The sequence below is a fragment of the Moraxella sp. DOX410 genome, assembly GCF_032248735.1.
Classification (GTDB): Bacteria; Pseudomonadota; Gammaproteobacteria; order Pseudomonadales; family Moraxellaceae; genus Faucicola; species Faucicola tetraodonis.
This window is the reverse complement of the sequence record NZ_CP135138.1, coordinates 1,975,989-1,999,942: the sequence shown is the minus strand read 5'-3', so window position 1 is coordinate 1,999,942 and position 23,954 is coordinate 1,975,989. Positions and strand designations below refer to the sequence as shown.

At 42.2% G+C, this 23,954-nt stretch carries 23 protein-coding genes and 1 pseudogene; 18 read left to right on the top strand and 6 right to left on the bottom strand.

Annotation, left to right across the window (positions count from 1 at the left end; all coding sequences use genetic code 11):
- Positions 1 to 50 precede the first annotated feature (50 nt).
- Positions 51 to 608 carry a 5-(carboxyamino)imidazole ribonucleotide mutase gene (gene purE / locus RNZ41_RS08925; protein ID WP_095356172.1) on the top strand — a complete coding sequence of 186 codons (558 nt, stop codon included), beginning with the start codon at positions 51 to 53 and terminating at the stop codon, positions 606 to 608.
- A 40-nt stretch (positions 609 to 648) separates the two neighbouring features.
- Here purE and RNZ41_RS08920 read toward each other — a convergent pair whose 3' ends face one another.
- Together RNZ41_RS08920 and RNZ41_RS08915 are read right to left on the bottom strand one after the other, a co-directional pair.
- Positions 649 to 1,311 (bottom strand): DUF3226 domain-containing protein, encoded by a 663-nt coding sequence (locus tag RNZ41_RS08920; RefSeq protein ID WP_060995081.1) that lies wholly within the window; start codon positions 1,309 to 1,311, stop codon positions 649 to 651.
- The gene (locus RNZ41_RS08915; RefSeq protein ID WP_314027119.1) at positions 1,311 to 2,477 is read right to left on the bottom strand and encodes an AAA family ATPase; all 1,167 of its coding nucleotides are present in this window, start codon (positions 2,475 to 2,477) and stop codon (positions 1,311 to 1,313) included. The genes RNZ41_RS08920 and RNZ41_RS08915 overlap by 1 nt, the downstream gene beginning before the upstream one ends.
- A 151-nt stretch (positions 2,478 to 2,628) precedes the next feature.
- Here RNZ41_RS08915 and RNZ41_RS08910 point away from each other — a divergent pair, with 151 nt between their 5' ends.
- The 5 genes from RNZ41_RS08910 to RNZ41_RS08890 all read left to right on the top strand — a co-directional run bounded on the left by RNZ41_RS08910 (position 2,629) and on the right by RNZ41_RS08890 (position 7,858).
- The gene (locus RNZ41_RS08910) at positions 2,629 to 5,694 is read left to right on the top strand and encodes a valine--tRNA ligase (protein WP_314027118.1); all 3,066 of its coding nucleotides are present in this window, start codon (positions 2,629 to 2,631) and stop codon (positions 5,692 to 5,694) included.
- Between the two features lie 71 nt (positions 5,695 to 5,765).
- The gene (locus tag RNZ41_RS08905) at positions 5,766 to 6,518 is read left to right on the top strand and encodes a hypothetical protein (protein WP_099807589.1); all 753 of its coding nucleotides are present in this window, start codon (positions 5,766 to 5,768) and stop codon (positions 6,516 to 6,518) included.
- A 171-nt stretch (positions 6,519 to 6,689) separates the two neighbouring features.
- Complete coding sequence (locus RNZ41_RS08900; protein ID WP_157819353.1) at positions 6,690 to 7,145, top strand: hypothetical protein; 456 nt, start codon at positions 6,690 to 6,692, stop codon at positions 7,143 to 7,145.
- A 27-nt stretch (positions 7,146 to 7,172) separates the two neighbouring features.
- The gene (locus RNZ41_RS08895; RefSeq protein WP_157819354.1) at positions 7,173 to 7,430 is read left to right on the top strand and encodes a hypothetical protein; all 258 of its coding nucleotides are present in this window, start codon (positions 7,173 to 7,175) and stop codon (positions 7,428 to 7,430) included.
- A 131-nt stretch (positions 7,431 to 7,561) separates the two neighbouring features.
- Positions 7,562 to 7,858, top strand: a complete 297-nt coding sequence (locus tag RNZ41_RS08890) for a hypothetical protein (protein ID WP_007116130.1) — start codon at positions 7,562 to 7,564, stop codon at positions 7,856 to 7,858.
- Positions 7,859 to 7,900: 42 nt separating this feature from the next.
- Here the strand turns inward: RNZ41_RS08890 and polA are convergent, their stop codons facing one another.
- Positions 7,901 to 10,759 (bottom strand): DNA polymerase I, encoded by a 2,859-nt coding sequence (gene polA / locus RNZ41_RS08885; RefSeq protein ID WP_314027117.1) that lies wholly within the window; start codon positions 10,757 to 10,759, stop codon positions 7,901 to 7,903.
- A gap of 336 nt (positions 10,760 to 11,095) precedes the next feature.
- Between polA and RNZ41_RS08880 the strand changes: the two genes are divergently transcribed.
- From RNZ41_RS08880 to RNZ41_RS08860, 5 genes are all read left to right on the top strand, one after another.
- On the top strand, positions 11,096 to 11,911 hold the full coding sequence (locus RNZ41_RS08880) for a thioesterase family protein (RefSeq protein WP_314027116.1): 816 nt from the start codon (positions 11,096 to 11,098) through the stop codon (positions 11,909 to 11,911).
- 22 nt (positions 11,912 to 11,933) lie between these two features.
- Positions 11,934 to 12,587, top strand: coding sequence for a methyltransferase domain-containing protein (locus RNZ41_RS08875; protein ID WP_314027115.1), 654 nt, complete (start codon positions 11,934 to 11,936; stop codon positions 12,585 to 12,587).
- 70 nt (positions 12,588 to 12,657) lie between these two features.
- Positions 12,658 to 12,921: a transposase gene (locus RNZ41_RS08870; protein ID WP_050325022.1), complete on the top strand. Its 264-nt coding sequence runs from the start codon at positions 12,658 to 12,660 to the stop codon at positions 12,919 to 12,921.
- On the top strand, positions 12,918 to 13,421 hold the full coding sequence (locus RNZ41_RS08865; RefSeq protein WP_050325023.1) for an IS5 family transposase: 504 nt from the start codon (positions 12,918 to 12,920) through the stop codon (positions 13,419 to 13,421). The genes RNZ41_RS08870 and RNZ41_RS08865 overlap by 4 nt, the downstream gene beginning before the upstream one ends.
- A gap of 115 nt (positions 13,422 to 13,536) precedes the next feature.
- Positions 13,537 to 13,902 carry a hypothetical protein gene (locus RNZ41_RS08860; protein WP_050325813.1) on the top strand — a complete coding sequence of 122 codons (366 nt, stop codon included), beginning with the start codon at positions 13,537 to 13,539 and terminating at the stop codon, positions 13,900 to 13,902.
- A gap of 96 nt (positions 13,903 to 13,998) precedes the next feature.
- On the opposite strand, the pseudogene RNZ41_RS08855 reads toward RNZ41_RS08860, so the two are convergent.
- Both RNZ41_RS08855 and RNZ41_RS08850 read right to left on the bottom strand, forming a co-directional pair.
- Positions 13,999 to 14,283, bottom strand: a pseudogene (locus tag RNZ41_RS08855) (alpha-hydroxy-acid oxidizing protein); the annotation flags it as partial.
- 89 nt (positions 14,284 to 14,372) lie between these two features.
- Positions 14,373 to 14,660, bottom strand: coding sequence for a glutaredoxin family protein (locus RNZ41_RS08850; protein ID WP_286172938.1), 288 nt, complete (start codon positions 14,658 to 14,660; stop codon positions 14,373 to 14,375).
- Between the two features lie 135 nt (positions 14,661 to 14,795).
- On the opposite strand from RNZ41_RS08850, the gene mtgA reads away from it, so the two are divergent.
- From mtgA to RNZ41_RS08825, 5 genes are all read left to right on the top strand, one after another.
- Positions 14,796 to 15,536 carry a monofunctional biosynthetic peptidoglycan transglycosylase gene (gene mtgA, locus RNZ41_RS08845; RefSeq protein WP_409950743.1) on the top strand — a complete coding sequence of 247 codons (741 nt, stop codon included), beginning with the start codon at positions 14,796 to 14,798 and terminating at the stop codon, positions 15,534 to 15,536.
- Positions 15,537 to 15,623: 87 nt separating this feature from the next.
- Positions 15,624 to 17,822, top strand: a complete 2,199-nt coding sequence (gene ppk1 / locus RNZ41_RS08840; protein ID WP_314027112.1) for a polyphosphate kinase 1 — start codon at positions 15,624 to 15,626, stop codon at positions 17,820 to 17,822.
- A 351-nt stretch (positions 17,823 to 18,173) separates the two neighbouring features.
- Complete coding sequence (locus tag RNZ41_RS08835; RefSeq protein WP_314027111.1) at positions 18,174 to 18,377, top strand: hypothetical protein; 204 nt, start codon at positions 18,174 to 18,176, stop codon at positions 18,375 to 18,377.
- Positions 18,378 to 18,504: 127 nt separating this feature from the next.
- Positions 18,505 to 18,855: a hypothetical protein gene (locus RNZ41_RS08830; protein ID WP_314027110.1), complete on the top strand. Its 351-nt coding sequence runs from the start codon at positions 18,505 to 18,507 to the stop codon at positions 18,853 to 18,855.
- 75 nt (positions 18,856 to 18,930) lie between these two features.
- Positions 18,931 to 19,185 carry a hypothetical protein gene (locus tag RNZ41_RS08825; RefSeq protein WP_159675883.1) on the top strand — a complete coding sequence of 85 codons (255 nt, stop codon included), beginning with the start codon at positions 18,931 to 18,933 and terminating at the stop codon, positions 19,183 to 19,185.
- A gap of 129 nt (positions 19,186 to 19,314) precedes the next feature.
- On the opposite strand, the gene RNZ41_RS08820 is transcribed toward RNZ41_RS08825, so the two are convergent.
- Positions 19,315 to 19,962 (bottom strand): MiaE family protein, encoded by a 648-nt coding sequence (locus RNZ41_RS08820; protein ID WP_409950741.1) that lies wholly within the window; start codon positions 19,960 to 19,962, stop codon positions 19,315 to 19,317.
- 269 nt (positions 19,963 to 20,231) lie between these two features.
- Between RNZ41_RS08820 and RNZ41_RS08815 the strand changes: the two genes are divergently transcribed.
- A complete protein-coding gene (locus RNZ41_RS08815) occupies positions 20,232 to 22,409 on the top strand; it encodes a malate synthase G (protein WP_314027109.1) in 2,178 nt (725 codons plus the stop codon).
- 240 nt (positions 22,410 to 22,649) lie between these two features.
- Positions 22,650 to 23,771, top strand: a complete 1,122-nt coding sequence (locus RNZ41_RS08810; protein WP_314027108.1) for a porin — start codon at positions 22,650 to 22,652, stop codon at positions 23,769 to 23,771.
- Positions 23,772 to 23,954 lie beyond the last annotated feature (183 nt).

The following is a 23,954-nucleotide window of genomic DNA, read 5'->3' as shown; positions in this document are numbered from 1 at the left end:
CACGTTTTTTTATTTTTAGTCCGTCAATTTTTTGGCAAAAGGAATTTTCCATGTCAGCAAGTCAGCCAAACGCCCAGACACACCAGCTACCACCACCCATCCCATCGCCACAAGGTCAAGCCAAAGTCGGTATCATCATGGGTAGTCAATCTGACTGGGAAACCATGCAAAACGCCGCGCAAATGTTAGCGGATTTTGGGGTGCCCTTTGAGTGTGAAGTGGTATCGGCACATCGCACCCCTGATAGATTGTTTGACTATGCCAAAACTGCCAAAGCTCGCGGCCTGTCTGTGATTATCGCAGGGGCAGGCGGCGCGGCGCATCTGCCCGGGATGTGTGCGTCTCAGACGGATTTGCCTGTACTTGGTGTGCCTGTCAAGTCCTCCATCCTAAGCGGTTGGGACAGTTTGCTATCCATCGTGCAAATGCCCAAAGGGGTGGCGGTGGGTACGCTTGCCATCGGGGCAGCGGGTGCGGCAAATGCAGGGCTACTGGCAGCGCAAATTTTGGCGATTGGTGATAGCACGCTTGCGCAAAAAATCAGTGATTTTCGCGCCAAACAAACCCAAACAATTTTGGATAATCCTGTGCCTGGTAAAATGGATTGATTTTAATAAAAACCGCCCTTTAAAATGGCGGTTTTTTGCTTTATCCAAATGTGGTAATAAGCCAGTTTTTAAAATTTTGGTAGGTAGCGGTGTTTGGGTCAGCTAGTGCCAAGGCTTTTGATAAATCTTGGGTGGGTTTTGATTGGGTGGCAAGCCATGTATAAATCCGTGCTTTATCCAGTGATGTGGTAGGATTTTTAAAATGGCTTGTTCCAAGGCTATGGATAAAGTTTTCGATTTGTCCAAAATGATTTTGTTCATTCGTTGGCATCGTCATTTTTATCCAAGTTTCGAGATAGCCTTCATCTTGATTATTTGGCATTAGCCAAACGCCAATTGGGTTATCGTAATCTAAATTTTCAAAATAAATACCTAATTCATCATTTTGTTGTGGGAATTGATAAAATCCTAATGGGTTTAATCGCTCGCTAATTTGCCGTAGATTTTGGGTTTTAATATCGGTTTTATCAGTAAAATCCATGTCAACCAAAATACCAATATGGCTTACTTGTCCTGTTTCTAAAAGTTTTACTAACCTTGGCAGCTGTTGCAATACTGCTTGTTTTGTCGTGTAGGCGGTTGGCTCAAGGTCTTGGGGTGTTGCTACGTCAATGTTTAATTGAAGGTTTAGATTTTCATGACGCAAAAAAGTTTGGATAAATAATTTATCTGATTCTGCTTCAACAATAAGGTGCTTTATCATTATCTAACCTCAATATTCATTTTGGTTAGATTGTATAAGTCATCTTCATCAAATACGGTGGCGATAAGTTTGCCTTTATCAGATTTGCGGACGCTGTGACCCATGCGAAATAGTACGCCTTCCATGTCGGTGCGGTCTTTGGCGACTTGGGAAAAACTTTCAATGCAGTCCCAGCTGTGTGTAGTGGCAAATACTTGAATGTTGAAGCGATAAGCCAGTTCAAAGATGAGTTCCCAAACTTTAGGTTGTACGCTGTAGTGTAAACCGTTTTCAAATTCATCTATTAATAAAAAACCATTTTTTGCAGAAAATATTTTCAAAATGATTTGCAATAATCGCATAATTCCGTCCCCCATAGCGGTTAAAGGATAACCACCATCACTATCTAGTAGTTTTATATAAGGGATACGAACATCTTCAGAATTAGCATATTTCTGGTGAAATTTTTTATCAGTTATAAAAGCTAGATTTTGTATATTTGGCACAATAATTTTTAACGCTTGAATAACTTCAGTTTCTGCTTCTGTAAAAACTAATTTATCCCAGTCACTAGCTAGTTTTGGTAAATTCACTACTCTTGTATCTATATAAGCTAAAGGGGAACTCTGCTCTAGTTTTAAGAATTGCAAAAGATTCAAACTATCGTCCAAATTTAATTCAGTATAAAAAGTATCCTTATTAGGTAACTTAATTTCTAAGCCGTTTTCTATGGTATTAAAAGACAATAAACCTTTAGTAGTCTTGCTGAAAGTATGTCTCTCACTATAAGTAGTAATAAGTGAGTGTTTTATTTCATCATAATAAGTATGCTTATCAAATTTATCAGATTCTAAAACTCGAATTTGTATCGAATTTTTTGTATCTCCAATAAAAATTGTAGGTACTTCTTGGTTGTAGTTATTATCCGTAAAAAAATCTTTTATGAGAATATTTGGTTCTTTTACGCTGGTTTCTTGATTGGGATTTAGGATTAGGCTACTTCGATTAGAAGCGATTTGATATAAAATATTAGACTTAAACCCACTCGCTAACAAAGCTAAAGCTTCAAGAACGGTACTTTTTCCCGAATTATTTTTCCCCACAATTAAATTTACATGACCCAATTTCTCAATCGTCACATCTTCCAAAATCCGAAAATTCTTAATCTTTAGAGAGTCTAAGTGCATAACACAAACCTTACGAGTTATTAACCCATTTATTATTTTATCAACCGCTATCTTACCCACAAAATACTCTACAATCTAGGCAATTTACGGTAAAATCCGTTAATTACCTTTTTGACATTCCTTTCTTTTTTATTGCAAAAGTTGACCATCTATGAGCACGCAACATCAAATCGCCCAAGCCTTAACGTCTTTAGAAAACGCTTACAACCCAAGCGACGTCGAAAACGGCATGTACCAAGTGTGGGAAGACAAAGGCTACTTTCAGCCAAGCTATGATAAACAACAATCGTTTTCTATTGCCCTGCCACCGCCGAATGTCACAGGCTCACTGCACATGGGGCACGGCTTTAACAATGCCATCATGGACACGCTCACCCGCTATCACCGAATGCTGGGCGAAAATACCCTCTGGCAACCAGGCACTGACCACGCAGGGATTGCCACGCAAATGGTCGTTGAGCGTCAATTGAACGCCCAAGGCATCAAACGCCATGATTTGGGGCGCGAAAAGTTCCTTGAAAAGATTTGGGAGTGGAAAGCCGAGAGCGGTGGCAACATCACCCGCCAAATCCGCCGTCTAGGTAGCTCGGTGGACTGGAGCCGTGAGCGTTTTACCATGGATGATGGCTTGTCCAATGCCGTCAAAGAAGTGTTCGTGCGTCTGTACGAAGATGGACTGATTTATCGCGGTAAACGTCTAGTCAACTGGGATGTTAAATTACAAACAGCTTTATCAGATTTGGAAGTTGAAAAAACTGATGAGAAAGGATTTTTATGGCATTTTAGATATTATTTTTCTAATGAAAATGCTAAAACTAAAGATGGGAAAAACTATCTTGTTGTAGCAACTACAAGACCAGAAACAATGTTTGGTGACATTGCAGTTGCTGTTAATCCTAAAGATGAAAGATATAGTGATTTAATTGGGCAAACATTAAAGTTACCAATTACAGGAAGATTAATTCCAGTTATTGCCGATGACTATGTGGAATCAGACTTTGGAACAGGTTGTGTAAAAATTACTCCTGCTCATGATTTTAATGATTATGAGGTTTGGAAACGTCATAAAGATTCTGGCGTATTTATTATTAGAGAAAATGAACTTGCAGATGATGGCTTGATTAATATCTTTGATAGTTATGCAAACTTATTGTCTAATCCGATGTTTGATTTAGAACAATCAAGTCAAAGAAATAGTCAATCGCATAGACCTGATGAATTTGAATCCAAAGAAATAAATGGGGTAAAAACTAATTTTACTCAACATGGATATAATGGTTATGACTGTATTGCAGAAGAATACAGGGGATTATATCGGTTCGATGCAAGAAAAAAATTAGTTGAGCAAGCTGAAAAAGAAGGGTGGCTTGATAAAGTTGAAGATTATACTATCAAAGCTCATAGAGGTGACCGCAGTGGTGAAATCGTTGAGCCGTGGCTCACTGACCAATGGTATGTGTCCATCGAAAAACTGGCAAAACCTGCCATCGAGGCGGTGGAAGACGGGCGCACCGAGTTTGTCCCTGCCCAATATAAAAATATGTATATGGCGTGGATGCGCGATATCCAAGACTGGTGTATCAGCCGTCAGCTTTGGTGGGGACACCGTATCCCTGCGTGGTACGATGACGAGGGCAATATCTACGTCGGGCGTGATGAAGCGGAAGTCCGCCAAAAATACCACCTTGCTGATAGCCTAGCGCTGCGCCAAGATAGTGATGTACTAGACACTTGGTTTAGCTCGGCATTGTGGACGTTTAGCACCCTGGATTGGACAGGTGAGCTAAACTTTGACGATTACAGCCAAGCGCTCAAAACCTTCCACCCAACTAGCGTATTGGTCACAGGTTTTGACATCATTTTCTTCTGGGTCGCCCGTATGATGATGATGACCCTATACTTTATCAAAGACAAAGACGGCAACCCGCAAGTGCCGTTTAAAACTGTGTATGTGCATGGCTTGGTGCGTGATGGACAAGGGCAAAAAATGTCCAAATCCAAAGGCAACGTACTTGACCCGATTGATTTGATTGACGGCATTGATTTAGAAACCCTAGTCGCCAAACGCACCACAGGTCTTATGAACCCCAAAGACGCGCAAAAAATCGAAAAAGCCACGCGCAAAGAATTTGCCGACGGTATCCCTGCGTTTGGCACGGACGCGCTGCGCTTTACTTTTACCTCCTTGGCAAGTACGGGACGTGATATCAATTTTGACCTCAAACGCATTGAAGGCAATCGCAATTTTTGTAATAAAATTTGGAACGCCACCCGTTTTGTGCTGATGAACTGTGTCGATAAGGAAGGAAACGCCCTCAACATCGACAAAACCGCCAATACCGCACTGTGGGAATTGCCAGAGCAATGGATTATAAGCCGTCTAAACTCCACAGTAAAAGCCATCCATGAGCACATGAGCCAGTACCGTTTTGACTTGGTGAGCCAAGATATCTATGAGTTTATCTGGAATGAATACTGCGACTGGTATGTCGAGCTTGCCAAATCGAGCCTAAACGATGAGTCGGTGAGTGCCGAGCGTAAAGCCCAAATCCGCTATGTGTTGCTCAACTGTCTTGAAGTCGCCATGCGCTTTACCCACCCGATTATGCCGTATATCACCGAGAGCATTTGGCAGACCATTGCCCCTATCATCGATAAAAAAGCGACTGACAGTATCATGACTGCTGCTTTCCCAATAGCGGATGATAGCCTAATCAGCCTACAGACCGAGCATGACATGACGTGGCTACAAGCGCTGATTGGGGCGATTCGTAACATCCGCGGTGAAATGAAGCTTGGCAATGCGGTGCGTCTGCCTGTGCTACTTGACAACATCAGCGATGAGGAAACCGCGCGCCTAAGCCGTATTGAAAATCAGTTCAAATCGCTTGCCAAAGTCGATACGCTGACTATTGTGAATGCGGGTGACGGCGCTGATAAAGAGTTACCGTTGTCGTCATCAAGTATGGTCGGGCAGTTAAAAGTGCTCGTGCCGATGAAAGGCTTGATTGACCCAACGGCGGAGCTTAATCGCCTTGCCAAAGCGCAAGAAAAACTTACCAAACAAGCTGAAAGTCTGCGTAGTAAATTGTCAAATGAGAGTTTTGTGAGTAAAGCCCCTGCCAATGTGGTGGAAAGCGAGAAAGCGAAACTAGCTGAGATGGATAGCCAACTTGCCGAAATGCATAAACAAATTGAGCAGTTAAGAAGTTTGTAATTTAAGTCTATTTGAAAAAATTAGGCATAATTGAGTCTTGTTATGCCTTTTTTTGCAATTAAGGTAAAGTTATGAATGTCTATCTACCACTATTTAATATTTTTGAAGAAAACCTTGTTTTACAAAAATATAGGAATGCCACACAAGATGAAATAAGGCAATCAAATTACGATTTAAACTTAGTTACTCGTGGTATTCCAATTTATCAAATTATTTTAGAAAACCATTTGCAATCTGCTATGTATATGGCGAATAAAGGTGAAGATAATCAATTGGAATTTGCCATTGATGACATAATTGAAAAAAGTAAAGTTTTCAAGGTATGGCGAAGTTATATGCCATCTAAAATACCCCAATTTTTATGGAATTATCAAAATCGGTATGCTCGTTGTAATGTTTTTAATGTTGATAAAGAAATTAATAACATTGGTATTAAATTAAGTGTAGGGCAGACTCTAATTCATGGTGGTTATTGGTATAATCATTCAACTGACACAATAATTACTGATAGACCTTTATCTACAACTTTTTGTCCGCAAGTAGCCTTACGTAATGCTGAGTGGTGTGGTAAAGCTTATGATAATGAAAGAATAGATATAATGGTTTTAAGAGTTTTAAGCCCAAGAACGAATGTTTATGTATTTAAACAGAAAGGAACTGATAAAGGACATGAAAAAGAAGTAGTTTTTGCTTCTGGTGCCAAATTGACCAAAGTAAAGGAGCATTACATTACCCATAGAACAGCTTACAAATCTGATAATAACAGCCAGCAACTGTTAGAAAAGTTAGTACCAATTTATGTTTTGGAAGTTAATATTTCTTAAAACGCAAAGTAGGATAAATAAATCTTTACCTTTGAAATTAGAAGCGAGAATTTAATTCGATTTATTTAAACATAGTATTTTATGAAAGAGATATAAAAATTGCTCATACTAAAAGGCATTCACGCTACAACCGCATACCATGCGAAAAATATCAATAAAAATGGATTTATTGTGCCACAAGAAAATTCTGGTAAAGCGGGCAGTGGATTATATTTTTGGAACTATGAAAGTAATCGAAAAAACGCTTTAGAATTATCAAAACAATGGTGGGATTTTGCTTTAAATAAAGCCAATATATACGACAGAAAGCAAGATTGTTCATTAGTACAATTTGATTGCGAAATACATATTCCTGAAGAAGAATTACTAGATTTTGTGGGAGATATCGCGTTATATGAAGCGTTTTTAGACGCTTATCCAATCGGTTTATATGATGAAGCCACTTATGGTGCAAAGTTGGACGATTTTATTAACATATTAGAACGAGTATCGAATCAACAATTCACTGTTTGTCGCATGAATTTATCAGTACCAAATTTAAGAAAAGTACCGTTTGCAAATGCCTTTCCTGCGTTCATTATCAAAAAGCCTATTGATATTTTTATCAAAGAATGTCTTAATAGTTAAATCAATTGGCATAAATTACAGGATATCATGATGATTAATCAAGAAATCTTAAATGCCGTTGTTCAAGAGATTAAATCGACACCAGCAGATGAGTTAGAAAGACGACTTCAACAGTCAGAACAATCTGCTTTTGCTCAATCAATTAATGAACTTTCGGCATTTTCAAGCTCAACTCCAACCGCCAAAAAGCCAAAACGTTTAGCTTTGCGTACCTTTTCGGTATATCGAGCAGAAGCGTTAAATCGTCGAAATAGAGTAAAGCACCGTTTAAGTTTTAGTAGATAATTTGTAACCTAATAAAAAACCCACAAAATCTGTGGGTTTTCTTTTACCTACCTAAATTTAAAAAATTACGTTAAAATCAATTATTAAAAAATCACTTTTCCATAGGATATCTAGGTAAAAAAAGGTGAAAAATGATAAATCAATCCTTACATTTTGAAATCACAGGCAATGACGCAACTCGACTCATTCAAGCCTGCCAACAGCTTGGCATACAACCTGCCCAAGCCTTTCAACACTTTGTCGCCCAACTATCCGCCAACGCCGAGCAAAAGCCAGTCACAACCGAGCCTACCACCGAGCAAATCCGAGCCAAAAAACTCGCTCGTGCAGGCGGACTTGCCCAATACGCCAATCCAGACTTAATCCCACTTGAACACCAAGCTGTTACAAAGACACTAAAGGCAAAATATAGTACTAACTTAAAGTAAAAAAACCCGCAAAATCTGTGGGTTTTCTTTTACCTTTAAAAATTAATGCGCCTCATCCCAGTTATCACCAATACCCACTTCTACCACGAGCGGCACCGCAAAATTGACATCCCAGCCTTTGGCTTTTGCCGTTTTTGACAGCACATCTTGCATGGCATTCTTGATAAGTTTAGCGATTTCATCGACTTTGTCTTCATCCGCTTCAAACACCAGCTCATCATGCACCTGTAATAGCATTTTGGCATGGTCTTGGGGCAATACCTCATTCACCGCAATCATGGCAAGCTTGATAATATCCGCCGCTGAGCCTTGTAGTGGCGCATTAATCGCCGCGCGTTCTGCCGCTTGGCGCACGCCGCGGTTGGGGTGCTGCATATCGGGGGTAAATAGCTTACGCCCCAAAATCGTGGTGATATAGCCTTGATTTTGGGCAGCCGTGCGGGTGGCTTGCATATAGGCACGTACCGTAGGGTAGCGGGCAAAGTACAGCTTGATATAGTCTTGCGCTTGCTGGCGAGTAAAGCCCAACTGCTTGGCAAGCCCAAATTCACTCATGCCGTAGAGTAGCCCAAAGTTGACCGCTTTGGCTTGGCGGCGTTCTTCGCTCGTCACATCATCAAACGCCTTGCCCAAAATCTCAGCGGCGGTGGCGCGGTGAATGTCATGCCCTTCCTGAAACGCGCGGATTAGCACAGGATCATTGGCAAAGTGTGCCATCAGCCGAAGCTCGATTTGCGAATAGTCGGCTGATAGCACTTTGCGACCTTTGGGGGCAATAAACGCGCCACGAATGAGCCGCCCAGTATCGGTGCGAATCGGGATGTTTTGCAAATTCGGCTCAGTCGATGACAACCGTCCTGTGGTCGTCAACGCTTGATGATAACTGGTATGCACACGGTCATTGCTGTCTGCCACATTTGCCAACGCGTCTGTGTAGGTGCTTTTAAGCTTGGACAGACTGCGATGCTCAAGCACAGTTTCAATTAGCGGATGGTCGATGGTGGCAAGCACTGCTTCACTGGTGGAGTATTGCCCGGTTTTGGTTTTTTTACCGCCTGCAATGCCTAAGCGGTCAAACAGCACTTCACCCAACTGCTTTGGACTGGCAAGGTTAAAGGTTTCGCCCGCTTGCGTAAAGGCGACTGTTTCAAGTGCTTGGATTTTTTCATCAAAGCGCGCGGATAGTTCTCCCAAAAACGCTTTATTGAGCAAAATCCCATCATGCTCCATTTGGCACAGGATTTGGGCAACAGGGATTTCTAGTTCATGGAGCAGCTTGGCGTTGTTCGGTTCGGCTTTGAGTTTTTCGCTAAACAGTTCAAATAACTGATAGGTGATATCAGCGTCTTCACAGGCGTAGTCACTTGCCACGTTTAAAGGGACTTTGTCAAAGGTGATTTGCTTGGCGCCTTTGCCTGCCACATCTTCAAAGGTGATGGTTTGGGTATGTAGATAGTGACGTGCCAAGTCGTCCATACCGTGACGGGTAGCAACGGCGTTAATCACATAGCTGGCAAGCATGGTATCCATTGCCCAGTTGCTCGGCTCGTTGATTAAGTCGATATCATAATTTGCCAAAATATGCGCGTCGTATTTTAAGTGCTGACCGATTTTGCCGATTTGTGGATTTTGCAAAATCGGTTTTAACTGGGCTAAAACATCGTCGCGGGCAAGTTGTTCAATCCGATTGCCCATCTCATCAACGTGGGCAACAGGCACATAATAGGCTTCATGAGACTGCAGCGCAAACGACAAGCCGACAAGCTCGGCATGTTGCCAATTTACATCGGTGGTTTCGGTATCAATGACAAAATGCTTTGATGCGCCAAGGCGTTGGATTAACGTATCAAAATCGGCTTGGCTGGTGACAGTGTGCCACTGCTTGTTGGCAGTATTCTTGCTATCTTGGCTAGTTTTAATCGCTTCGACCATTGGGTTGTGGATAGCATTCTGAGCAGGCTCAGCGGCTTTAAAATTGCCGTTATTGGACGGGTGAAACGGATGATTGAGCGATGCTATTTCACTTTTAAACTCCAGTTCGGTAAAAATTGCGCGTTTTTCTTCTATGTTAAAACTTGGGTCAGTCGGTAGTCGCAACGTCTCCCAGTCAGGCACGATATCAAGGTCGGTGATGATGGTCGCCAAGCGTTTATCCAGCGCAATGCTGTCGGTGCTTTGCAAAAAGGTTTGTTGTTGCTTGCCTTTTAACTGGTCGACATTGGCAAGGATATTGTCAATGCTGTCGTATTGCTCAAGCAGTTTTTGCGCGGTTTTTGCGCCGATGCCTGCGACACCCTTGATTCCATCCGATGCGTCTCCCATGAGGGTGAGATAGTCGATGATTTGACGCGGCTCGACGCCAAATTTTTCTTTCACCCCTGCGATGTCATAGCGTTTGTCATCAAAGCTGTTTTCCACGATGACGCAGGGATTGACCAGTTGGCACATATCTTTGTCGCCTGTGGAGATGATGACATGATGACCTTCTAGGCAAGCACGGTGGGCGAGTGTGCCGATGATGTCGTCAGCTTCTACACCTTCAATAGCGAGTAGCGGTATGCCCATCGCTTGTATCATCTTGTGAATGTAAGGGATTTGCTCGGCAAGTTCGGCGGGCATGTCTGGGCGGTCGCCTTTATAAATGGGGGAAAGCTTGTGGCGAAAGGTGGGCGCTTTGGTATCAAATGCCACCGCCATGTGCGTCGGGCGGTATTTTTCCATCAGTTTTTTGAGGGCGTTGAGCGTGCCGCGGATGGAATTGGTGTGCAAGCCTTGGGTGGTTTGCATGGTGACAGGCAAGGCGTGAAAATTGCGGAACATATAATACGAGCCGTCCACCAAGATAAACGGCGGCTTGTCGGTGTTGATGTGATCGGTATCAAGTAGGGCAGTTGCAGTCATAGGATTACTTATCTTTATGTTGTTAAAATGTGGTGTCAAAATATAGGGAAAAATTTTATATTATCCGCGTATTATACTGGCTTTTTGCGGCTAATCGTTAAGCATTTCAAACTCATTCATTGGCAGAAGGCGGCTAGATTTTGGCCGATGCAAATCGGGTGTATGCTAAGTAAGTGCGAAGTTTGGCGGCTTGTCATAGCGGCAACTTTGCAAAAATTCTACCAATAGCCGATAGCCAATGTGCTACAATTTTTTAGCAATTTTAGGCGTTTTACCAATTTTTAGGCACAACCAATTTCTATGTATAACCAATTTCTAGGCACAAAAGGGAACTTTATGGGCAATACCTATTACACACTGCTTGACCGCACCATGACCGATGATATCACCACATCAAACTACCGCTGCAATATCCATTGCCAAGGCGCATGGAATGACAACGAACAACACATGGCGGCAGCGACCGGACTGTTGGCTTACGAGCTTGAACAATTCAAACCGCGCAGTGATATGCGTATCGGGCGCATCAGTCTGGATATTTTTGGGCTGATTCATTTTGGCGATTTTAGCGTGACCACCCACATTATCCGCCCGGGTCGCACTATCGAACTGGTGGAAACCACAATGGCAGCCAATGGCAAAACCTGTATCGTTGCCCGCGCGTGGCGTATGCAAACCAGCGATACATCAGAGATTGCAGGGCTGGAAGATGAGCGAATTGGTCATCCAGAAAGCTACCCGAATTGGGACGGCATGAAGCATTGGGGCGGCGGCTATATTGACAGTATTTATCTCAAAGCCGACCCCGACAACCGCCAAGGCGATGGCATCGTGTGGATCAATACCGATATCGACATGGTCGAAGAAAACGGCGAAGCAAAGCCCACATCCGACTTTGTGCATTTGATGGGCATGGTCGATACCGCCAATGGCGTGGTACCGCGCATTCACCAACCCAATACCATTGAATGGTTTTTTCCCAATTTAGATTTGCAAATCCATCTGCATCGTATGCCTGTTGGGCGTTGGCTAGGACTTGAGACCGTGCAACAATTTGGGGGCGATGGCGTGGGTCTGACCAGTAGCGTGCTGCATGACGCACACGGCGCATTTGGTCGTAGCGAGCAAATTTTAACCATTCGAAAAGCCTAAAAAACTATCAGGAGCAGCAATCATGGAAGATAACAACATACTAACTGAACACTCGGTCAACGACGCCGAATTTTGGCAAAAACGCTATGATGATGGCTATACTGGGTGGGACATCGGTAAAATTTCGCCACCCCTGCAAGCCTATATCGAGCATTTACTCGACAACGGCGTGAGTAAATCGGTACATATTTTAATCCCTGGGGCGGGCAACGCCTACGAAGCAGGCTATCTTCATGAACAAGGTTTTAGCCATGTTTATGTGGTGGATTTTGCCAAGCTGCCTTTGGATAATTTTGCCAAGCGCTATCCCAGTTTTCCCAAAACGCACCTGCTACAAGCGGATTTTTTTGGCTTAGACCCTGTGCAGTATCAGTTTGATTATATTATTGAGCAGACGTTTTTTTGCGCGATTGACCCTAGTAGACGCAGCGATTATGCCAAGCAAATGCAAAAGCTCCTCAAACCCACGGGTAAATTGGTGGGCGTGTTGCTAGATAAGCATTTTGAAAGCAGTCCACCGTTTGGTGGGGATAAGCAAGAATATGAAACATTATTTCAGCAGTTTTTCACCATTGATAAACTGGCGCCTTGCTATAATTCAATTAAGCCCAGACAGGGTAGCGAATTGTTTTTTATCCTAAGCCAAAAGAAGGTAGAGAACGCAGGTGTCCTCTAAGAACCTGTATTCATAAATAAAAATAATATATTTCATTAAATATATTAACTTGTTATGTTAAAATCTACGGATGACAAATAAGAGCTATCCAACCGACCTAACAGACGAACAATGGCAACTCATCGCACCACATTTTAGCAACCAAAGACGCTACAAATGGGAAAAACGAGAGCTTATCAATGCCGTGCTTTATATTACCAAAACAGGCTGTCAATGGCGAATGTTACCCAATGATTTTCCACCATACGCGACAGTCTGGAGTTTCTATCGCAGAGCCAATCAAGCAGGGCTTTGGGATGAAATACTACAAACATTGGTTAAAAAAAACGATTGAGCGTTGGTAAAGAAGCAACACCCACGTATGCCATCATTGACTCTCAAAGTGTTAAAACCACCAGTAAATCAGAGCAAAAGGGCTTTGACGGTGGTAAAAAGGTTAAAGGTCGAAAACGACATATCCTTGTTGATACTATCGGTAATCTACTAGGCGTTGTTGTTCATGCGGCTAACATTCATGACACTAGAGCGGGTATTATGGTTGTTGATAAGGCATTAAAAACCTATCCAACCATTGAAGCTATTTCAGCAGATGCAGGTTATCGCAAAACCTTTGAGCAAGATGTTATGAACAATCATAATATCCCTGTTGATATTTCTACAAAAATCAATGGTGAGTGGAGAATCATTGCTAAACGTTGGGTGGTCGAGCGTAATTTCGCTTGGTTAAATAATGCTCGTCGTCTCGCTAAAGATTTTGAAATTACGGTTTTATCTGCTGAATCTTTTATTAAAATTGCTCATATCACTCAATTGTTGAGAAATATGTGCTTGTGAATACAGCTTCTAAGGGTTTATACTACTAATCGTTAAACCACTAATTTTTCAACTGCTAATCGTTATACTAGCATTTTTTTGGCGATACACACTGGTACACATTGAGGCAATCAAAATGATGTTTCTTGAACTTCATGAAGGCACGATTGGTTTGGACGATATAAAGCGTATCGTCCACAAGTTACTTGAGAACAAGGCGGTGTTTAGACAGTTAAGTCCACAACTTTACAATGATTTGGCTTATATCATCACCCCGACGCTCGCAAGCGACCACAATGAAGCCAATATCCGTGCCAAATTTCACGAAGTTGTGCAAAATTTTGTGATTCAAGGCGACAGTGGTCAGCCCATGCGGTTTTATCGTGATGAACAATTTAATCGCTTGTACTTTGCTGATGAAGCAGGCTGGAAAGAAGCGCAGGGTTTTGAAGCGCGGGAAATGGATGCAAGCTTACTGAAAAAACAATTACCTAAGCTTTAAAATCAGCTTTAAAAAAAGCTGTTAACAAGAGATTAGCAAAAGGACGGGCAAAGTGCCAAAACACTTCACATCCGTCCTTTCGTTTGCTACGGTCAACTAAGTACGCTCTCGCACAATGAAGGGACGAGTCAGCAAGTCTTCATACGTGCCTTTGATGAGGATATCTTTGCTCACCTGTTGGATATTGGTATAGCCACCAAATGCCATACTGATGTCCATCTCGTTGTAGATAATTTCAAGCGCGCGGCGCACACCGTCCTCGCCATATGCCCCCAAGCCATACAAAAACGACCGACCAATCATGGCGGCTTTTGCACCAAGGGCAATGGCTTTGAGCACCTCTTGACCTGAGCGTACGCCACTGCCCAAGAAAATCTCGCAGCTAGTGGCATGGCGTTGATGATAAAAAAATCTGCCAAGACATAATGAATTAAATTTTTAATAGTATGCCAATAATCTATATTGGCTTTTCAGCTTAACGCCATAATATCCATGATGGAAAAAGGATAATATAACGTCTTGGTAGCGGTAACTAGCACAGGTATTTTATCAGCAAATTCCAGCATCTCTTGTTCTGGCAGCTCGGCAATATCAATCGGCTGCCAGCGTATATCGGCAACGGCTTGTGCTTGCAGCAATAAGCTTTCAGCGATTTCACACAGATGACACCCGACTGTGCCATATAATCGCCAAGTAGTTGGGTCAGCCATCATGTGATCGTGCGGATTTGTCATGTGTTGCGCGTCGAAGTCGGACATATTCTGCCTTAGCATGTAGCCAAAAATGCCATAATACGTTATATTTTTAGCTTAAGCCATCGCTGCTTTTGCCCCCGCCGCTAGGAATACATCGTGCCTAAATCCAAACCAACTACCAAAAAAACTGCTACCAAAATGTCGTTAAAGCCCAAAGTCGTCAACACAGCTTTACCACCCACCAACCGCGGTATCGGGTTTGGTGGCTGGGTCAAGCGCATTTTGCTCATAGTCATTGCCTGTTTTGTTGCGTTTCATGTAATAGTTGCAGCCTTATTGGTTGTCTGGAAAACCCAGCCTATCAACAACAGTATGTTCATGATACTGTATCGCTTGGGCAATTTTGCCCCTGTCAGTCAGACCTGGGTGGATGATAATCAAATTTCGGTGAATGTAAAACGGGCGGCGATTGCCAGCGAAGATGCCAACTTTGTCAATCACGCTGGCTTTGATGTGCAAGGTATTGAGAATGCGATTAAGAAAAATGAAAAAGCGGGGGCTATCAGCGCGGGCGGCTCAACCATTAGCCAACAGCTTGCCAAAAATTTATTTTTATACCCCAATCGCTCGTATTTTCGCAAAGGCGAAGAAGCGTTAATTACCTTGATGATTGAAAACATGTGGACCAAAGAGCGGATTTTGCTTGCTTATCTCAATGTCGCAGAGTTTGGCAAAGGCGTCTATGGCATTGAAGCAGCCGCTCAGCACTACTATCATAAGTCGGCAGCGCATTTGACAAAGCGACAAGCCGCATCTTTGATTGCTATGCTACCTAATCCCAAATATTTTGAAGGCAACCGTAACGACCGCCGCCTGCTTAACAAAACCCAAATTATTCTACGGCGCATGGGGGCGGCAGATTTGCCCGACACGGAATAGTCAAGAAACTCATGTATCATTACACGCTTATCATTACATTGTTAACTTTACACTGTTAAAAATGCTTGACCATAAAAGGACTGTGCTATGCCAAACACTGCCAAACAAGATAGACCCAGCGAAGAGTATGTATCAGAAATTAATCCGATACTAGGCTTTAACAGTATTTGCTACCCAAACGTGTTTGAATACCAACAAAACGATAGCGAGCTGTATTTTAATCGTGAATTGTCACTGTTACAGTTCCATCAGCGGGTACTCGCCCAAGCCACCAATCCCCGCCACCCACTGCTTGAAAGACTATTTTTCTTGATCATTTTTTCATCCAATTTAGATGAATTTTTTGAAATCCGTGTCGCAGGCTTGATGCAAAAAGTACAAATGGGCGATGTGGTGAGCAGTATCGATGGTATACGCCCCAGTAAGGTTTTGTCATATATCTCTGAAATCGCCCATCATGCCGTGGATAAGCAATACCGTATTTTGAACGATGAAATTTTGCCTGCACTGGCGGAGCAAGACATTCGCTACTTAAAACGTGATGAATTGACCCAAGAGCAAGCCGCATGGGTAAAAAAATACTTTGCCGAACAAGTCGCGCCGGTGCTGACGCCGATTAGTATTGACCCTGCGCATCCTTTTCCTAGATTGGTCAATAAAAGCTTGAATTTTATGGTGGGCTTAGAGGGCAAAGATGGCTTTGGTCGCGATATTAACATGGCAATTGTCCCTGCACCCCGAAGCTTACCGCGGGTTATTCGCTTACCCAATGAACTGACAGGCGGTAAAGAACATCATATCATGCTCACCGCAGTGATTCACGGGCATATCGAAGACTTGTTCCCTGGCATGACGGTCACTGGCTGCCACCAATTTCGTTTGACCCGTAACGCCGATTTAGATTTATCCGATGATGTCGAAGACTTGGCGAAAGCGTTGGAAGGTGAGTTAGAGAACCGGCGATTTGGTGCCAAAGTGCGCTTAGAAGTGACGACCTATTGCCCACAACCGATGGTGGATTATCTACTTGATGAGTTTGGTTTAAGCCAAGAGCAGCTATACCGTGTCAATGGTCCTGTCAATCTGACGCGTTTGTTGTTTGATTTTAAAATCCCAAATTTGCGTTATCAGTCGTTTAATCATGCCATTCCCAAAGCGTTTCGCCGTGATAGCTTGGATAAAAATGAAAACGTATTTCATGCCATTCGTAAGCAAGATGTATTGGTGCATCACCCGTTTCATTCGTTTTCACCTGTGGTCAACATTTTGCGCCAAGCCGCCAATGACCCCCATGTATTAGCCATCAAACAGACCCTTTATCGCTCAGGGACAAATTCTGAAATTGTCCAAGCGCTGGCGGAAGCTGCGCGTAAAGGCAAAGAAGTCACCGCGGTGATTGAGCTGCGTGCGCGCTTTGATGAAAAATCCAACATTGAAGTAGCAAACTTTCTGCAGCAGGCTGGGGCAGTGGTGGTGTATGGCATCGTAGGCTACAAGACCCACGCCAAGCTGATGATGATTGTACGCCGTGAGGAAGATAAAATCCGCCGCTATGTGCATTTGGGTACAGGCAACTACCATGCGGGCAATGCCAAAGCTTATACCGACTACGGTCTATTTACCGCCAATGAAGCTATCACCGAAGATGTGCATAAAATCTTTAACGAACTCACGGGCATGGGCAAACCAGCCAAAGTGCAAAAACTACTGCATGCACCCTTCACCTTGCATGACAGACTCATGGGCTTTATCGACAACGAAATTGCCCATGCCAAAGCAGGCAAAGAGGCGCATATCATTATCAAGGTCAATGCGATGACCGAAAAACTATTGATTGACAAGCTATATGAAGCATCGCAAGCAGGCGTTAAAGTCAATCTGATTATTCGTTCGATGTGTTGTATTCGTCCGCAATTACCCGGCGTATCCGACAACATCACCGTGCGCTCTATCGTTGGGCGTTTTTTAGAGCATACCCGCGTGTATTATTTTGCCAATGGGCATCAAAATCCCAATGCTAATGGCAAACGCACCTACCGTTTATATTGCGCCAGTGCAGACTGGATGGAACGCAATTTGTTTAGCCGTGTTGAAGTGGCTTTCCCCATTGAAGACCCCATCGTCTTTAAACGCATTATGGAAGATTTGCACAATTACCTCAAAGACAATGTCAATGCATGGGAACTTGATGCCAAAGGCACATGGCGAGCGATTACCCCTGGTGAAGGTGAAGCAGCGTTTTCGGCACAAGATTATTTATTGACCAAAATCACCAGAAAAAGCTAATTTTGCTAGTCATAGGTTTTGAGTCAATTACACCGCTATCTACAGAAGATGGCGGTTTTTTGTTGATGAATGCGCTGACTTACACCTAGCGTTCAAAATTTACCGAATAGTAATAAATCTGCTAAAATTTCACACAGCTAAACACTTATCACATAGTGATAACAGCTTGTTACGCGAACACTTATCATAAACTGGTTTTATTTGCTACTATCGAACTTATAAAAGCAAAAGTATGAAAGCGATTGAATTGGCTATTTTTTTTACATAAATTTAATCGCGTTCTATTTAAAAGTCTTTGATTAAAATCTTTGACTTGAATTGATACTAATAAAAAACATAAGGAAAATTACCATGTCACAGAATCAAACACAAAATCAATCACAGAATCAATCAATCAACCAAACCGAAATTCAAAAAGCGACAGAAAATGTAGATCCAAGTCAATTATCAGAAAATTTGGACAAGCAAAATAGCGTGAAAGGTGAACCACAAGACTTAGATCAAAATGAAAACACCCCGTTTATTGACGAGTCATTGCGTACTGACAACCACTAGAATTTTAATTGTTAAACTTTTAAATACTAAGCTTTTAATCATTAAATTTTGATTGACTAATTTATACAGCTCAACTTACAAAAATAATAACTAATTGAGCGATAACAATTAATTAAAGGAATAAAAAATGCAAAATCAAAATAATGTAGAAATTGTAGATGCAAAAACAGGTGTCGCCGTGACCCCACAAGCCGTTGTAGTAGAAGACAGTGTCACCCACCAATCGGGTGATGGATTGACCACAGGCATGTCACCCTCAATGGAAACGCCCGATATTTTTGATAATACCCCACAAGCGGCGGTGAAAGTCCAATCCGCAGAAGACGTGGCGAATGGCGAATTATCGGATGAAAATGTGGCACGTATTTCTGAGGAAGAGGCGCAGAAATTACAGCAAACTGCCCAAGCCAATCTCAATGCAGAAAATTCACTGCATACGTTATCAGACGGTAGCGTTGATATCGACCGAGATCACTAATTTTCGATATCACTAAGTTGAGTTTAAGCATGTTGTTGGGTGGATAGCAAAATTGATACCAGAAAAGGAATGACCATGAATTCACCAGAAGCACAAACCAAACACGTCAATTTAGGCGATAAGTCTGCCGAGTTTGTCGATCGTCGTAACCAACCGGGACAAGCGTTCGATGATAATGTCAATGAACATACCATTGGCGGGGACGCGGTTGGTAATGACCAGCTAAAAAGCGACACTATTAATGAGCATAATCTTTATACTACCCCAGAAAATGCCCAAAAACGCACTATTAATCCTGATGGTTCTATTCCAAGCGTTGGTAGTGAATGACAGTAAGTTGCAGTGAGTCAGTTTAAGGATTAAATTCTAATAGCTAACCATAACAGCTAACCATCCACCCCATTTGACGGTTAGCTTTTTTTATCGTTACAGTCTACAAAAACCTCACGCAATCCAACCTTACGCAATCCAACTAGGTACGCCACTATGAAAGCGTAATTCATCATCTGGTTCATCGATAAGCTGCGCCTCTACTTGACGAAAAAACGCCACCCGCGCATCAATCGGCTCGTCACTGATACTTTGTGCCAATGCCAGATAATCTTCAAAATGACGACTTTCTGATTTTAGCAAATAGCGATAATATTTTGCCAAACGCTCATCCTCAATCACTTGTGACAGTGCCCAAAAACGTTCACACGATCGGGCTTCGATGAAAGCACCAATAATTAACGTGTCTATCATCGCTTGCGGCTCATAAGTGCGTTTATGTTTGAGCATACCTGCAGCATAGCGACCTGCAGCAATATGTTGCCATGCTTGTCCACGCTCTGCCATCAATCCCGTCACTTGCTCATAATGGAGCATTTCTTCTCGAATCAGCTGAGCAAGCTTTAATTGCAGCTCAGTATGCGACATATAGCGAAAAATCAAATTCATCGCAGTGCCTGCGGCTTTTTTTTCACAATTGGCATGATCTTGGATGATAGTCGGCAAATCTGCCATCGCAGCTTTTAGCCATTTATCCGACGTCGTACTACCCAAAAACGCCAAAACAGGGGTGATATCAATGGGCTTTGGCTGATAGACAGAGTTATCGTTATCCAAGTCGATGACGGCTAATTCATCAAAACTGCCGTCCGTTTGTAGTGGGGTATTGATAAGAGCGGAATTTGACAAAGAATTACTCACTTATTGGCATGTTAATAAAGTGATATTTTACCAAAAATCAGTAATAAAACCCTTGGCACAAAAATTTATATATAACGATTATTTAAAAAATAAATAGTTTTTATTTCTTTATTTTTATAAATGATGTTCGTATAATCAAATGTGAATTTTTTGCTATTTTAGACCAAAACATAAGGAAAAATGCCATGTCAGAACGCGTTCAGAAGGGTAGTCTAGCGATTGATACACAGCTTTATAACTTCATTGCCAATGAAGTTACGCCAGTCGTGGGCATCGATAACGAAAAATATTGGCAAGAATTTGAAAAAATTGTCAAAGCATTCCAACCCCGTAATAAAGCATTGTTGGCAAAACGTGACGAGATTCAAACCCAAATCGATGACTGGCATGCCAAAAACCCCGCTAGCAACGGTCAAATCGACAAAGCCGCCTATACCCAATTTTTAAAAGACATCAACTACATCGTCCCAGAAGGCGATGACTTTTTGGTTGAGACCCAAAACGTGGATGACGAAATCGCCCATATCGCAGGCCCACAGTTGGTGGTACCTGTACGCAATGCCCGTTATGCGCTAAACGCAGCGAATGCGCGTTGGGGCAGCTTGTATGATGCGCTCTACGGTACTGATGTCATCGATGAAACCAATGGTGCAGAAAAAGGCAAAGGCTACAACCCTGTTCGTGGCGGCGAAGTCGTAAAATACGCCAAAAACTTCTTGGATAGCAACTTTGCCTTAGCGGAGGGCAAATATGCTGACGTCACCGGTTTTAAAGTTGAAGACGGTAAATTAGTGATAGTCCAAGGTGACAAAACTACCTCATTAGCCCAGCCAGAAAAATTCGCAGGTTTCCTAGGCGATGCGGCAAATCCAACGGGTATTTTACTGAAAAACAACGGCCTACATGCCGAAATCCAAATCGACCCATCAAGCCATGTGGGTAAAGATGACCCTGCAGGCATCAAAGATGTCTTGATGGAAGCCGCGGTTACCACCATTCAAGACTGTGAAGACTCAGTCGCTGCCGTTGACGCCGAAGAGAAAGTAGAAGTATATCGCAACTGGTTTGGCTTGATGAAAGGCGACCTGAAAGACAGCTTTGAAAAAAATGGCAAACAAACCACCCGTACCATGAACCCTGACCGTGAATACACCGCGCCAGATGGTGGTAAAATCACCTTGCACGGTCGTTCAGTGATGCTGATTCGTAACGTCGGTCACTTGATGACCAACCCCGCGATTTTAGTCGATTTTGAAGGTCAGCAAGAAGAAATTTATGAAGGTATCATGGATGCGCTAATCACACCACTGTGTAGCCTGCCAGATATTTTGGGTAAAAACAGCTTAAGCAATTCACGCACAGGTTCGATGTATATTGTAAAACCAAAAATGCACGGTCCAGAAGAAGTGCAATTTACGGTAGATTTATTCTCAGCGGTAGAAAAAGCGTTAGACCTACCCGAGAATACTTTAAAAGTCGGTATCATGGATGAAGAGCGCCGTACTACCGTTAACTTAAAAGAATGTATCCGCGTTGCTAAAAACCGCGTTATCTTTATTAACACAGGTTTTATGGATCGTACCGGCGATGAGATGCACACCAGTATGAAAGCGGGTGCCTTTGTCCGTAAAAACGACATGAAAAATACCGATTGGCTCAATGCCTATGAGCGTTGGAACGTAGACATGGGTGTCAAATTGGGCTTACCTGGTAAAGCGCAAATCGGTAAAGGTATGTGGGCAAAACCTGACAACATGAAAGAAATGGTTGCCACCAAGTCCAATCATCCAAAATCAGGCGCGACTTGTGCTTGGGTACCATCACCAACAGGCGCAACGCTTCACGCCATGCACTACCATGAAACCAACGTCATGGACGTGTTAGATAATATCAAAGACCGCGAGCCTGCCAAGCTAGATGACATTTTGACCGTGCCACTTGCTACGGATACCAACTGGACAGATGAGCAAAAAACTGCCGAGCTTGAAAACAACATTCAAGGTATCTTAGGATATGTAGCGCGCTGGGTTGACCAAGGCGTTGGCTGTTCTAAGGTACTAGATATTGACGACGTTGCCTTGATGGAAGACCGCGCTACCTTGCGTATTTCTAGCCAGCACGTCGCCAACTGGCTAGCGCATGGGGTTGTGACACCACAACAAGTGGATGACGTACTCAAACGTATGGCAAAAATGGTCGATGAGCAAAGCAAAGACGATCCAGCCTATATCCCAATGGCAAATGACTATAACACTTGGGCATACAATGCGGCTCGTGATCTTATCTTTAAAGGTACCGTACAACCTAGCGGATATACTGAGCCATTGTTACATCAAGCCCGTCTTAATCTCAAAGCTAACTAGATTTTAGCAAATCAAACCTATCAATCATTCAAAAAACCATCAGATTCGTAACTGGTGGTTTTTTTATGGCATAAAAATATTGCAAAATGTTTCAGAGTGAATTACTCTAATTTCACAATTAAATTTAGATTCTGTTAACTTTTTCATTGTTTTGTAACAAATTGTTGGCAAAATCTATCTATACAAAAGAATTGCTACGCATCTGTGTAGTTTCACCTAGGATATTGTGGAGAAATCCTTATGAAAAAAATCGCTCTAGCTTCTGCTATCGCTTTAGCTTCAATCACTGCTGCCCATGCTGCACCAACTGTATATGGTAAAGCATTTTTAACTTTAGATTATGTTAGTACAGACTACGACGCATCTAATAAAAAAGATGAAGATACATTTAAACTTACCTCTAATCAATCACGTATCGGTTTTAAAGGTGACGACGATTTAACTGACACCACTAAACTTATTTATCAATTAGAATATCAAATCAACCCTGATGACGATAGCCAACAGTTTAAATCACGTAATACTTATGTAGGTTTAGCCCACAACACGCTCGGTACTGTACTAGCGGGTCGTCATGATACCCCATTAAAACTTGTACAAAACAAAGTTGACGTATTTAATGACACCTTATTTGATATGGCGAATGCGGGCGTTTCAGGTGAAAATCGCGCTAACAACGTATTAGCTTATCAATCACCTGCACTTGTCGGTATGCCAGTTACTTTTATGGTAGCCACTGCATTATCTGAAAATGATACAGATGGCGACGTTTTAGTGACAGCTGCGACTGATGTTGTCAAAAATGCTGACGGTACTGTTAAAACGCCTGCAAAACCTGCTGTATATCGCGATAGAAAAACTAAAGACAATGGTTATTCTGCATCATTAGCCTATGACCAAAATGGTATTTATTTAGCCGGTGCCTATGATAAAGATATGGGTGCTAATAATGTTAACACAGGTACTATTGATAACACTTGGCGTTTAGTTGCTGGTTTAGATATGGGTAAAATGAATATGGTTCAGGGTCTAACTCTAGGCGCCCTGTACCAACAAAGTCAATACTATGATAACTATAGTATCGTTAATAACAACCGTGTTAACAAAGCTAGTGAAGATGAAAAATCATGGCTTATTAGTGGTAAATATAAAATCGCTAACACACCTTGGGCAGTTAAAGCGCAGTATGTTAATACCACTGACGAAAAAGGCGTAAAAGATGCCGATGCCGATGAAATCGCAGTCGGTGGCGAATATGCATTCAACAAAGCCACAATCGGTCATATCTATGCAGGGCAAATCAGCCGTGACAATAACAAAGATGACTTGATTGTCGGTACAGGTATTGAATACAAGTTCTAATATATCTAACTTTTAGGTTGCTGTAAAAGCTAACTAATTCTTTAGTTAGCTTTTTTATTTTCATTAACGCTAAAAAATTAATTAAAAAAAATATGATTTAATACTAGAAAGAACATTATGTCACTAAGATTAAAAATAAACTTACAGTCACGTAAAAATTAAAAAAACTATTGCAAAATATTT

Coding starts and splice junctions, on each gene's coding strand:
- purE (WP_095356172.1), top strand. CDS start 51: ATGTCAGCAAGTCAGCCAAACGCCCAGACACACCAGCTACCACCACCC.
- RNZ41_RS08920 (WP_060995081.1), bottom strand. CDS start 1,311: ATGATAAAGCACCTTATTGTTGAAGCAGAATCAGATAAATTATTTATC.
- RNZ41_RS08915 (WP_314027119.1), bottom strand. CDS start 2,477: ATGCACTTAGACTCTCTAAAGATTAAGAATTTTCGGATTTTGGAAGAT.
- RNZ41_RS08910 (WP_314027118.1), top strand. CDS start 2,629: ATGAGCACGCAACATCAAATCGCCCAAGCCTTAACGTCTTTAGAAAAC.
- RNZ41_RS08905 (WP_099807589.1), top strand. CDS start 5,766: ATGAATGTCTATCTACCACTATTTAATATTTTTGAAGAAAACCTTGTT.
- RNZ41_RS08895 (WP_157819354.1), top strand. CDS start 7,173: ATGATGATTAATCAAGAAATCTTAAATGCCGTTGTTCAAGAGATTAAA.
- RNZ41_RS08890 (WP_007116130.1), top strand. CDS start 7,562: ATGATAAATCAATCCTTACATTTTGAAATCACAGGCAATGACGCAACT.
- polA (WP_314027117.1), bottom strand. CDS start 10,759: ATGACTGCAACTGCCCTACTTGATACCGATCACATCAACACCGACAAG.
- RNZ41_RS08880 (WP_314027116.1), top strand. CDS start 11,096: ATGGGCAATACCTATTACACACTGCTTGACCGCACCATGACCGATGAT.
- RNZ41_RS08875 (WP_314027115.1), top strand. CDS start 11,934: ATGGAAGATAACAACATACTAACTGAACACTCGGTCAACGACGCCGAA.
- RNZ41_RS08870 (WP_050325022.1), top strand. CDS start 12,658: ATGACAAATAAGAGCTATCCAACCGACCTAACAGACGAACAATGGCAA.
- RNZ41_RS08860 (WP_050325813.1), top strand. CDS start 13,537: ATGATGTTTCTTGAACTTCATGAAGGCACGATTGGTTTGGACGATATA.
- RNZ41_RS08850 (WP_286172938.1), bottom strand. CDS start 14,660: ATGTCCGACTTCGACGCGCAACACATGACAAATCCGCACGATCACATG.
- mtgA (WP_409950743.1), top strand. CDS start 14,796: ATGTCGTTAAAGCCCAAAGTCGTCAACACAGCTTTACCACCCACCAAC.
- ppk1 (WP_314027112.1), top strand. CDS start 15,624: ATGCCAAACACTGCCAAACAAGATAGACCCAGCGAAGAGTATGTATCA.
- RNZ41_RS08835 (WP_314027111.1), top strand. CDS start 18,174: ATGTCACAGAATCAAACACAAAATCAATCACAGAATCAATCAATCAAC.
- RNZ41_RS08830 (WP_314027110.1), top strand. CDS start 18,505: ATGCAAAATCAAAATAATGTAGAAATTGTAGATGCAAAAACAGGTGTC.
- RNZ41_RS08825 (WP_159675883.1), top strand. CDS start 18,931: ATGAATTCACCAGAAGCACAAACCAAACACGTCAATTTAGGCGATAAG.
- RNZ41_RS08815 (WP_314027109.1), top strand. CDS start 20,232: ATGTCAGAACGCGTTCAGAAGGGTAGTCTAGCGATTGATACACAGCTT.
- RNZ41_RS08810 (WP_314027108.1), top strand. CDS start 22,650: ATGAAAAAAATCGCTCTAGCTTCTGCTATCGCTTTAGCTTCAATCACT.